This is a genomic window from Acholeplasma oculi, from assembly GCF_900166985.1.
Classification (GTDB): domain Bacteria; phylum Bacillota_I; class Bacilli_A; order Acholeplasmatales; family Acholeplasmataceae; genus Acholeplasma; species Acholeplasma oculi.
In genome coordinates this window covers 212736-225039 of the sequence record NZ_FUZK01000002.1, presented here as the reverse complement: position 1 = coordinate 225039, position 12304 = coordinate 212736, and the positions used below count along the sequence as shown (strand labels likewise).

9 protein-coding genes are annotated in these 12304 nt (G+C 31.9%); all 9 read left to right on the top strand.

Annotated elements, in window-relative coordinates; genetic code table 11:
* Position 1 precedes the first annotated feature (1 nt).
* From B5X49_RS05145 to B5X49_RS05110, 9 genes are read left to right on the top strand one after another with little or no spacing between them, the layout of a single operon-like run.
* A complete protein-coding gene (locus B5X49_RS05145; protein WP_079560715.1) occupies positions 2–877 on the top strand; it encodes an ABC transporter ATP-binding protein in 876 nt (291 codons plus the stop codon).
* A 9-nt stretch (positions 878–886) separates the two neighbouring features.
* Positions 887–1729, top strand: a complete 843-nt coding sequence (locus B5X49_RS05140; protein WP_045748799.1) for an ABC transporter ATP-binding protein — start codon at positions 887–889, stop codon at positions 1727–1729.
* Positions 1729–1902: a hypothetical protein gene (locus B5X49_RS07665; RefSeq protein ID WP_159444493.1), complete on the top strand. Its 174-nt coding sequence runs from the start codon at positions 1729–1731 to the stop codon at positions 1900–1902. Before B5X49_RS05140 ends, B5X49_RS07665 begins: the two co-directional genes overlap by 1 nt.
* Positions 1899–3188, top strand: a complete 1290-nt coding sequence (locus B5X49_RS05135; protein WP_045748800.1) for a glycoside hydrolase family protein — start codon at positions 1899–1901, stop codon at positions 3186–3188. The genes B5X49_RS07665 and B5X49_RS05135 overlap by 4 nt, the downstream gene beginning before the upstream one ends.
* Complete coding sequence (locus tag B5X49_RS05130; RefSeq protein WP_045748801.1) at positions 3189–4703, top strand: family 43 glycosylhydrolase; 1515 nt, start codon at positions 3189–3191, stop codon at positions 4701–4703.
* A gap of 24 nt (positions 4704–4727) precedes the next feature.
* Complete coding sequence (locus B5X49_RS05125; protein WP_045748802.1) at positions 4728–6818, top strand: hypothetical protein; 2091 nt, start codon at positions 4728–4730, stop codon at positions 6816–6818.
* Positions 6819–6836: 18 nt separating this feature from the next.
* Positions 6837–9743: a hypothetical protein gene (locus B5X49_RS05120; protein ID WP_045748803.1), complete on the top strand. Its 2907-nt coding sequence runs from the start codon at positions 6837–6839 to the stop codon at positions 9741–9743.
* Between the two features lie 60 nt (positions 9744–9803).
* Positions 9804–11264 carry a xylulokinase gene (gene xylB / locus B5X49_RS05115; protein WP_045748804.1) on the top strand — a complete coding sequence of 487 codons (1461 nt, stop codon included), beginning with the start codon at positions 9804–9806 and terminating at the stop codon, positions 11262–11264.
* 23 nt (positions 11265–11287) lie between these two features.
* On the top strand, positions 11288–12247 hold the full coding sequence (locus B5X49_RS05110; protein WP_052669873.1) for a LacI family DNA-binding transcriptional regulator: 960 nt from the start codon (positions 11288–11290) through the stop codon (positions 12245–12247).
* Positions 12248–12304: the final 57 nt, after the last annotated feature.

Below are 12304 nucleotides of genomic sequence, written 5' to 3'. Positions count from 1 at the left end.
TATGAATGAAAACATCATTGAAATGAGAAATATTACAATTGAATATTTCATGAAGAAATATACACTTTGTGCAGTTGATAATGTTGACTTTGATATTAAAAGAGGAACAATCACTGCTCTAGTCGGAGAATCAGGCAGTGGTAAAACAACACTAGCTAATGCTATTCTTCAAAATATTAGTAGTCCTGGTAAACTTTCAAACGGTTCAGTTACAATGCACACTAAGGATGAAAGTATAAGAATCGATGAACTGGATTATCACGGTATTAAAGATTTTAGATGGTCAAAAGTATCGATGGTGTTCCAAGCATCTCAAAACACATTAAATCCAGTTATGACAATCTTTGATCAGTTCTATGAAACAGCAATCGAACATCAACCACACTTATCAAAAAGTGATGTCGAAAAAAGAACAATCGAAGTATTAAAATATGTCAAACTTGACTATGAAAGAGTATTAAATTCATATCCACATGAATTATCAGGTGGCATGAAACAAAGAGTAATGATCGCATTTAGTTTACTGTTAGAACCAGAACTCATCATTTTAGATGAACCAACAACAGCACTTGACGTTATTACTCAAGACTATATTTTCAAAATCTTAAGAAGAATTAATAAAGAATTAGGTATCACCATGTTACTAATGACCCATGATATTGCTATTGTCGCTAAATATGCAAATTATGTTGGTGTCATGTATAACGGTAAACTGGTGGAATACGGAACAACGTTTGATGTCTTTAAAAAGAGTCAACATGCATATACAAGAAGACTTATTGAGTCTACACCATCACTTATCGGTGATGTTAAAGACTTTAAAATTTATGATGAATTACCAATTGATTTAAGTAGACTAAAACCAAAAACTAAGTAGGTGCCAACAATGGAAGAATTAATGAGACTTGATGATATAAACATGATATTCACTAAAAAGATTGGTTTTATGAGTAAAAATAAAACCTTTCAAGCATTGAAAAATGTCAATTTAACAATTAACAAAGGTGAAATCATAGCTGTTGTTGGCGAGTCTGGCAGTGGTAAAACAACGATTGGACGTATTATTACAGGTTTAATTAAACCAACCAGTGGTGAACTTTATTATGAAGGTAAGAAATTTACCGGCATGATTAATAAAAAAGTTCACAACAGTAATATCCAGTTTATTCAACAAGATTCATATGCGGCCTTAAACCCAGTTAAAACAATTTATCAAAGTTTATACGCACCAATTAAAACATATAATAAACGAATGACAAAAGCTGAAATTGATGAAAAGATTGTAGATTTAATGGGACTAATAGGATTAATCCCAGTCGATCGATTCTTAGATAAATTTCCTCACCAATTATCAGGTGGGCAAAGACAACGTGTGTTAATGGCAAGAGCAATTTCACTAAATCCTAAAATCATTGTGGCAGATGAACCGGTAAGTATGATTGACGTTTCATTAAGATTATCAATTTTAAACTTAATGAATACTTTAAATAAAAAAATGGGTGTCACATTTATTTATATAACCCATGACTTAGCAACCGCCAGATTCATCGCTCAAGAAGGTAGAATCGTTGTTATGTATAAGGGTGAAGTTGTTGAAACTGGTAATATTGAAAGTATTTTAAAAAATCCGCAACATAATTACACAAAAGCATTAATTCGTGCAGTACCAATACCTGATCCAACACTCAATACATTTGATGATATTGAAATTGAAGGGGAATCTTATTGATGAACAGTTTAGTTCTTAGATTATCAATTGCATTTGGTTTACTATCTTTATTCTTTATTCTGTGGGTAGATATGTTTTCTGCTGAATGGTACATTTCAGTTTTTTCACTTCTTATTAATTTAACTTTATTAATCGTTTCATTTAAAAGAATCAAAGGAGAAATAAAAAAATGAGTCCATTTCAAATTGATTTAAAGAAATTAGTGAAGATAAATGATCTGCACCATGTACTAGAAACACCTATCGGTGATGTACATCCATATTATTATGATCAAAAACTTTATATGTTCTATCTGAAAACAAATGGAAAGTATTCATCAGCATTACTAAGAAGTAATGATTTATCAACATTTGAAAAAGTAGAGATTATAAATAATCCTAATAACCCATCAAATACTGAATATTTCGTACTAGCTATTACTAATTACAACGAGTTATTTTATACATTTTATGGTGCTGGTACATATATTGGTAGTTCTAAGAGTAAAGACTTAATTCATTGGGAAAAAGGTGATATTAATATTCCTATTAATGGATATCAATCATCTAGAGACCCATTTGTGTTCTTTAATAAGGATATAAATAAATATCAAATGATAGCAACCACTTATGTAAAACATGATGATGCTGTCATGGACTGTTTAATCTCTATAACAACATCCAAAACTGAACAGTTAGATGTTTGGGAAAAAACTAGTAAAGAACTCATTCGATATAAGGATGGTTATCATGGTGAACCAGAAGTTGCTCAGTTTATCAAATTTGATAACCGTTGGTACTTATTCGTAAGTTTGGCTAGAAGAACAGATCATCACGTCGGTGGCTTAACTTATTATATTGGTGAAGAAAATAAAGGTATTCTTGAACAAGACTGGCAAACAAAGACTGAGCATATGTTAGATGGAGAAGACTTATGCGCAGCTCAAGTTGAAGTCTTTAACAATCATAATTTAGTTTATGGTTGGATTCCACTACAACACAGTGGAAATCATTGGGGTGGTGCCTTAAGTATACCTAGAGAAATCTATGTTGGAACAGAAGGTAAGTTATATATTAAGAAATCACCACTGCTTAACAAATTTTCAGAAGTTAAAGTATTTGAAAAGAATAATTTTAATGAACCAACAAAAATCAATTTAAAAACGGATAAAACACACATCAACATCAAAAATCAATTAAGTGAATTAACAGTAAGATTCGAAAAATCAAAAGTTAAGTTAACAATTGATCAAAATGAACTAAAAATCATGCATGATGAAAAAGTGTTTTCTAAAACAAGGGTAGAAGACTTAACTGAAATCAACTTAGAAGTCATTATTCATGAAGATATCATTGAGTGTTTTCTAAATGACAAATACAGTTTGGCAGCAAGAATTGATTCACGATTAAAAGATGATCATTTAATCCTTAATGAATATCGTCAGATGTTTAAATTTATAGAATTATTGGAGTTAGAGTAAATGATAAAACTACAAAAAAGAGTTTACTTAGTATTTCTAATAGCTTTATATTCAATTTTATTGATTAGCTGTCAAGAAGAAGAATTTGAGGAATATATTCCGGAGGAAAAAGAATTGATTGATGTCGATTTTTCAAAAACTCAAAACTTTATGTATAGAAGAGATTCAAAAGGTGCAATCGCTGATATCATTCCGTACTATTACAATAATCAATTTTATTTGTTTTATCTATATGATCATCGCGGTGTATTACCTGGTGAAGGTGTACCTTGGAATTTATTAACAACAACAAACTTTGTAAACTATGAAGATTATGGTGAAGTATTATCACGTGGATCTTCAACAGATCCTGATCTTTATGTTTTTACAGGATCAGTCATTACTAAAGATGAAACACATCATATTTTCTATACTGGTCACAATCCTCACATTGGTAAACAAGCTATTATGCATGCAACAAGTACGGATTTAATCAATTGGGAAAAAGATCCAGAATTTACTTTCTATGCAGATACTAGATATTATCAAGATGTTGACTTTAGAGATCCATTTGTATTTTATAATCCAGATGATCAAATGTATTGGATGATTATCTCAGCCAAATACAAACAAGCATTAGGTTCAGCATCACTGGCATTATATAAATCTAGTGATTTAATGAATTGGACCATTGAACCTGAACCATTCTTTCAAACCAATCAAATTCATTTTATGGAATGCGCTGACTTGTTCAAAATCGGTGATTGGTGGTATTTAATTTATTCAGATTTTGCTGCAACTAGATATGTTAAATCAAAAAGTTTAAATGGCCCATGGATTACACCAGTCAATACTCAATTAGATGGTAGAGGGTACTATGCTGCCAAAAGTTTTGCGGATGATAAAAATAGATATTTATTTGGTTGGATTCCAACTAAATCAAATGGTGTTGATAATGGACAAGTTAACTGGGGTGGAAACTTAATGGTTCACAAGTTAACTCAAGATGAAAATGGGGATTTAAATGTCAGTATGACAGAAGGTGGATATTCTGCCTTCCAAGACTTAATTTATACCGGTGATGTCATCTCATTATCAAATAAAGACAATCGAAATGAAATTGAAATTATAGATCAAAGTTTACCTAGTAGTTATAGATTATCTGCCACGTTAGAAGTTAGTGGAAATAATGCTTCATTTGGTGTCTTACCTAAAGCAATTGATGAAACAGTTGATGCTTATGGTTATATTTTTGACCACCAAACAAATGGACTAAACTTTGGCTATGTCAATAAGTTCCAAACCAACTTTAGTTTCTTTAATGGCTTATTTAACACATTAGAACGTATAAGAGTAAAGAAGTATTACATTGATATATTGGTTGAAAACGAAACCTTAACACTATATGTTAACGACAAAATAGCACTGTCTGCTAGAATGTATGATTTAACGGGAGATAAAATTGGTTTCTTTGTAAGCAACGGCAACCTAACTGTTAGAGATTTTAAAGTTTATAGTTACGGTGCATCAAAATAAAACAAATTAAAAAGGAGGTGTGATATGAAAAAGTTTTTATCCTTAATCATTCTATTTATCTTAGGCATTATCGTTGTTGGTTGTGATGTTAAAGAAGATGAAGATAAAGAACCTGATCCAGGTGAAGTGCTTGATGATTACAGTGAATTATATGAAGAAGAGAAAACTGAAAAATATCCATTATTATCAGGTAAACAAACTTATAAAGCACATCATGGATATACATTAAATGAAGAACAAGGTTATAATCACTGGTTCTATCAAGTGCTAGTTGATGATGAATTTATTGATATGACTTATGATGCGACGAATGCATACTTTAGTTATGATGAAGCAGTTCTTGATCAAAACATTATGATGCCATATGTTGATCATAAAGTTGTTCGTAAGTTTGTCGCACCAATTCAAGGCAGAGTAACTGTATCAGGCAAATATTCAATGGCAGAAGTATCGGAGTTTGACGTTACAGTCTCACTTAAATTAAATGGTGAAACAATTGATATAACTAGTCTTTCTAGTGATTTAAAGGGGTCTGATCTTGAGGGATACTATCATCAAGATGTACTTGATTTAAATCAAGGAGATAGTCTATATTTTATTGTTGAAACAAAAGATGGCTCTGGTCAAATGGTTTCTTGGAACCCTACAGTCGATTATCTACAGCAAGCAGAAACCAGTCTTCATTTTAACCTTTACGGAGAAAATGTAGGGGATGTTCATCCATTTTATGAAAATGGTCAGATGTATATGTATTACTTAAAAACAGGTGGTTCATTTAAGACTCAGTTGTTATTAAGTAAAAATATGATTACATACGAACCAACACCAATTTATTTAGATGATTCAAATCCACCTGAGATTTCAAATTACTATGCTTTAGGTGTTTATAAAGATTATCATACTGGTTTTTATCGTTCATACTTTGGAATGCATAATGCTATGGGAAGTTCTAAGAGTACAGACTTAATTAACTGGTCAGGTGGTTACTCTAGAACAAGTGATTTCTTAACTGGATATAAAGCATACCATCCATATGAAACGTTCCCAGCGGGTGGAAGAGACCCATATGTATTCTATGACCCAGATATTGATAGATACCGATTACTAGCACTTTATTATCACACCAACAATGCATCACTCAAAGATAGTGCAATCGGTATGCTAACATCTAAAACAAATACGGGTGAAACTTGGGAATCAACAGCTTTTGAATTAAGACGTTATCCTAATGCACAAGCAGGTGAACCTGAAGTTCCACAAATGATGAAGATCGGTAGAAGATGGTATTTACTTGCAAGTGAATCAGGAATTACAACCCATCACGTAGGTGGACCAAGTTATTGGATAGGGGATTTAGATACGCCAATTGATCAACAAGATTGGAGTACTAAAGAAAAACACGTCTTAGATGGTGAAGATTTAGCTGCAGCTCAGTTTGTACAAATCAAAGACAAGTATTATTTATATGGCTGGTTACCACAAACATATAATCAAGGCAACTGGGGTGGATACATTAATATTGCCCATGAAGTATTCCAAAGAGCAGATGGTACTTTAGGCGTTAGACTTGATACCCATATGCAAAAGATTTTAAATAGAGGAAAGATTTACCAATATGAACCAGGGGCAGTTGGTATTCTTCAAGGAAGTTTTAATCAAAATGAAAACTCAATCGTATCAACAGGTTCTAACGTTAATGAACTACTATTTAGCGGTACATACCAAAGATCGCTTGTTGATGCGAAAATCAAGTTTGAATTAGGTGCTTCATATGCTGGAGTAGTTATCAAACAAAACAGTAAAACATACGAAGTTATTGTATCTAGAGAGAATGGTAGCACTTATATTTCGATTCAGAATTTAATGGATTTATATCATCCAATTAGCAGTAAGATTAGAATTGGGGACGATCAAATGGTCGATATAAATCTAAAACTTGTTATTGATAGATCAAATTTAGAATTATTTATTAATAATGAGGTTTCCTTAGTAGGAAGAACCTCATTAATTGGACCTAGTGTTGAATTAGGGTTAATCGCAAAAGGCTCAGGGGTAGAATTTAGTCAAGTTTATGTTTCAAAATTAGCTTCAACAGAAAATATATTTGATAAATAAAATAGGAGAAAGTAAGATATGAAAAAAATATTTAGTACACTTTTATCAGGGTTATTACTATTTGTCTTTGTAGTATTTAACATAAATAGTGTATATGCTGCGCCAGGTGATATTATTTTTGAAGAAAACTTCGATGATATTGCTGATGGTGTAGCCTTTGGCAACCCAGGTGTTGGCGGTGGGATGAAAGTCCAAAACGGAATTCTAAAAGGTGCATCAGCCGGTGGTTATGAAACCAACGATTTCCCAACTTTAACGTGGAATGAAAACTTTGAGTTCACAGTGGACTATAAATTCCCGAATGAAAGTACTGGTGGATTCATTGGTATTCAGTTTGTTGGTTTATTTGATAGTGGTAATACTGAATTTAACTTACAAAAAGCTGTTGGTGATTCAGGTTATGCAATCATTAAAAACGGTGATATGGGCATTAACATTTACAATAATACAGCAGATACAGGTGGTTTAGTACCTGGTGCTCTAGTGATGGAATACAATGTAACATATAGAGTTAGAGTGATTAAGCATCAAAACCAATTCGAGTTTTATATTAATGATGAACTAATCATTAAGACCGCTTTAGAAGGCGCTAAAACACCAACTAGTGCATTTTTCTTCCACTATGACACAGATGGATTTACACAAGTTGAAATTGACAACTTAGTCGTAAAAGAATCAGCACCAATTGAGGAAATTTATTACTTACCAGGTGAAACACTATTTGAAGCAGAGTTTACTGGCGCAGATGGTTTATATGGTGAAAAGGTAGGCGATGAAGGTTTAGTCGTTGAAAATAATGTATTAGTATCTAAATCAGCTAACTTGCAAATGAGTAAAGTAACTGATGAATCATTAAATATTAACAAACGTAGTTCATATAACTTTGATGTTGAATTTAAAGCTACATCGGTTGGAAGTTTTGGATTCGATCTTAAATTACCAGTTACAGAAGGTAGTTTAGATGGCATTTTATCATTTGAATTAGTAAGAGAAGCAGATGGTAAAGGCAAATTCTTAATTAAAGATGATGGTGCAATCATTTCAGACAGTTCAAATGTACAAAAAGGTGGAATTATTGCTAACCCAATTACATTAGATGCAGATGTTATTTATCAAGTTAAAGTCGTTCGTGACAATGAACAATTTGAAGTTTATGTTGATGATGTATTAAGAATTAAATTTGCTGCAAGAGTTTATCAAAACTATGAAGAATTGAGATTATTCGCAACTGCCGATGCAGTAGAAGTATCTGCATTTGATATTACATACGCAGCTAAAATTACAAATCGTATCATATTAGATGATGTCGTACTTCCTGATGGCATCTTAGTAGCAGAATCATTTAATACAGCAAAATTAGGAAATGAATTATATGAATTAAAAGATCCAAATGGTCCAAGATTAATGGTCGATACAGACACTACTTGGAAAGAACCATTTATCAAACGTTTATACCCACAAAATTATGTATCAGCTGAATTTGAATTAATCCCTCAAGACGGTTTATCAAGAGTCGGTTTCTACATGAACTTTACAACAAGAATTTATGTTGATGTTGTTTTAAGTGCAGACAAGACTTCATTTGTAACTAGAATTTCTAGAGATGGCGATGTGTTAGTTCACAACAATGAACCATTAAAAGGTGGAAAAGTAAATACACTTCCAATTCCAACTGAAACATTCAACTTAGGTTATTCTATTGATTTTGCAGATGGCCAAGCAGTTATTAAAGTTTATTTAAATGGATTACTAACAATTGAACATACATTAGCAGTTGAAATGACTGGAACTGATGTTGAATATCGTTTATTTACTGCGAATACTAAAGCTTATGTAGATAACTTATTAATTACAACCATTGAAAAGCGTGCGAATGTAGTAAGTGATTATCAATCAAATTACGATGCAATTGAAAATGAATCATTATACTTAGATTTCTCTGGTACACCAGGTCAACAACTTCCAAACTTTGCACATGAAGGTGATGGATTCGTGTTTGATGCATATGGTAAATCAATAAGATCAGCATCTACGAATAAATATAACGCATCATATACTGGTGCAGATGATCTTGCACAATTCACATACATCATTCAAATGCAAGATATGGGTACTTATAAAGATGGTACTGAACATATTGGTGGACTATCATTTAGAGTAACTAATGGCCAAGGTAGAAACGACTTAGAAATTAAAACAGATGCTGGTACTGGTGGCACAGTTGTAAACGTGTTCCACAGTAGTGGTGTTAAATTAATGGATTCAAAGAGTGCTGAATTAGGTGGTGGATTCAACCCTGATTTAGTAATTCTTCCAGGTACTAAATTCCAAGTAGCGATTTATGTTCAAACTGGTGGCTATATTACTGTTTATATTAACGAACATAAGATGATCCAAGGTTACTTAGGAAGTGATGTTGTTGGTGGATTCGGCTTTAGAAGCTGGAACTCAAATATGGAGTATGACAACCTGTTAATCGCTCCATTACAACAAAAATTCCCAGATGGTTCAGAAGTTACAGCACCTCCTGTAATTGAAATTCCATTAGAATCAATCAACTTAACTTCTAATACAAGTGAGATCACAACTGAAGAATCAGCAATTATTTCAGTTAACAGAAACCCATATAACGCGACATTTGAAACAGTTAAATGGTATGTTAACGATGTTATAGTTTCTGGTCAAAGTAACACTTCATTTACATTCTCATCAACCGAAGTAGGTACATACCAAATCAAAGCTGAAATGGATGGCATAATGAGTCCAGTTAGAACAATTACTGTTGTTGCAGTAGAGGTTGAACAACCAGAAACAGAAGACTCAAATAACTTAGTATTGATTATCTCAATCGTTTTAGGGGCGGTTGCTGTTGTTGGTTTAGGTGCATTTGTAACATTCAAATTTATTAAGTTTAAAAAGAAATAAAACATATTAACCATTAAGGGAAGGTCAAACTTCCCTTAATGTCCATCAGGAGAATTAGCTATGTATATTGGGATTGATTTAGGTACAAGCAGTTTAAAAGCGGTCTTAGTTAATGAAGGTAAAATCATCAGAACTGAATCGAATACTTATGAACCAGATATTCCAAAACCAACTTGGAGTGAGCAAGACCCTGAAGTCTGGTATCATGCAATGGTTGATGTTTTAACACGTCTAGTAAAGGGTTATGAAAAAGATATTGAATCTATTGGTATCTCTGGTCAAATGCACGGTTTAGTCATACTTGATGAAAATGACCAAGTCATTAGAAAAGCAATGCTTTGGAATGATCAAAGAACATTTGGTGAAGTGGATTTTTTAAATAGTATTGTAACTAAAGAAAAATTACTTAAAGAAACAGGTAATATTGCAGTTACTGGCTTAACACTACCAAAATTGTTATGGTTAAAGGAAAATGAAACACAAAATTTTAATCGAATCAACAAAATCATGTTACCTAAAGACTATTTAGTTTATAAACTTACAGGTAAATTTGTATCTGAGATGAGTGATCTAAGTGGTTCATTATTCTATGATTTAAAGAAACACAGTTATAGTAAAGATTTATTAACTATCGCCCATATAAATGAGGATCAATTACCAACTATATTAAAATCATATGAAGTAGCAGGTACTATCTTAAACAATATAAAAGAAACCATTGGCTTTATAAAAGATGTTAAAGTAATTGCTGGTGGTGGAGATCAAGCAATGGCTGCAGTTGGTGCTAATGTTATTAAAAATGGCGACTTAAATATCTCACTTGGAACAAGTGGGGTTGTACTTGCAGTAACTGATGAACCAAAAATTGACTACCAAACGTATCTACATGCCTTTTCTCATGTGAATGATAAATATATCCTAATGGGTGTAACATTATCAGCGGCTGGAGCTTTAGGTTGGTGGAAAAAGAATTTTTATCAAGATATGTCTTACGATGATATATTTAATGATATAATACATGCACCAATTGAAGATACAGTATATTTCTTACCATATTTAAGTGGTGAACGTAACCCAATTAATGATCCTTTTGCAAAAGCTACATTTGTGGGAATGTCACTCAATCATAAGAAGATGCATTTAAGTCGTGCATTAATTGAAGGTGTTACCTTTTCATTAAAATCTTGTTATGATAGAATTAAAGATTTAGAAATTGATATTAAACGAATTAGAGTCACCGGTGGTGGTTCTAAGAATGAAATTTGGTGTCAAATGATTGCAGATATTTTCAATGCTGAAGTGGAAATCCCAGACAATCCAGAAAGTGGAGCATTTGGAGCTGCCATTACAGCAATGATAGGTCTTAATGTGTACAAGAGTTTTGATGAGGCATGTGAAAAACTCATACCAACCCATAAAAAATACACACCAAATAAAGATAATGTTGAGTTGTATCATAAAAAATACATAAATTATCTAGAACTTTATCCAGCTTTAAAAGAATATTTTCAAATAATTTAGTTATCATTCGTAGGAGTATTAAAATGATAAATATAAAAGAAATTGCGAAAATCTGTAATGTCTCCCCATCTACAGTGAGCAGAGTAATTAGAAAGAAAGGTTATGTTTCTGAAAAGAATAGAACCCTAATCGAAGAAACAATTAAACAACACGGTTATGTTGCAGATGAAAGTGCAAGAATTTTAAGATATGAAAATAGTAATACCATTGGTATCATCATTTCTGACATCAATAACTTTTTCTATAGCTTAATTTTAGAAAAACTAGTTAAAGATTTTAGGGAACAAAATTATAAAGTTATTATTACTTATAGTTTTGAAAATCTAGATATTGAAAGAGAAAACTTTCTATCTTTAATGTCGTATCGTACTAAGGCAATCATTTTTATTCCAACCTCTGATCAAAACAGAGATATTGTTGATATTGCCTTAAAAAGAAATATCTTAGTTCTACAACTATTTAGAAAGCCATATGATGATATTGGTAGTTTAACTGTAGATGATGCCCATGGTGCTTTTTTAGCAACCAATCATTTAATTAATCAAGGGTGTCATAACATCTTCCTATTATCGGTTAATGTTAGACATACACCACACCGTTCAATCGGTTACATCAAAGCACACGAAGAACATAAAATTCGTTACAATGAACAAAATATTTATAGGTTCTCACCAAATGATTCAATTAAAGATGTCATTAAAGAAGAAATCATTAAGAAAAAACCAGATGGTATCATAGCAGGTACTAATACATTCGGTTTAAACACAATTAGTGCAATTTCTGAATTAGATGACTCATATAAACATATTAAAATCATTAGCTTCGATGATATTGATTGGTTTAAACTACTTAAGATTTCAACAGTTGCACAACCAATTGATGAGATCTATCATGCAATTTATGACTACATTGCAAAGAGACTTGATCATCATCAATTACCAAAAGAACATATAAAGATTATTCCAGAACTAATTATTCGATAACTACTTAAAAAATTCATAAGGTTGATAACCTCTTTTGGGGTTATCCAAGGTAAAAGC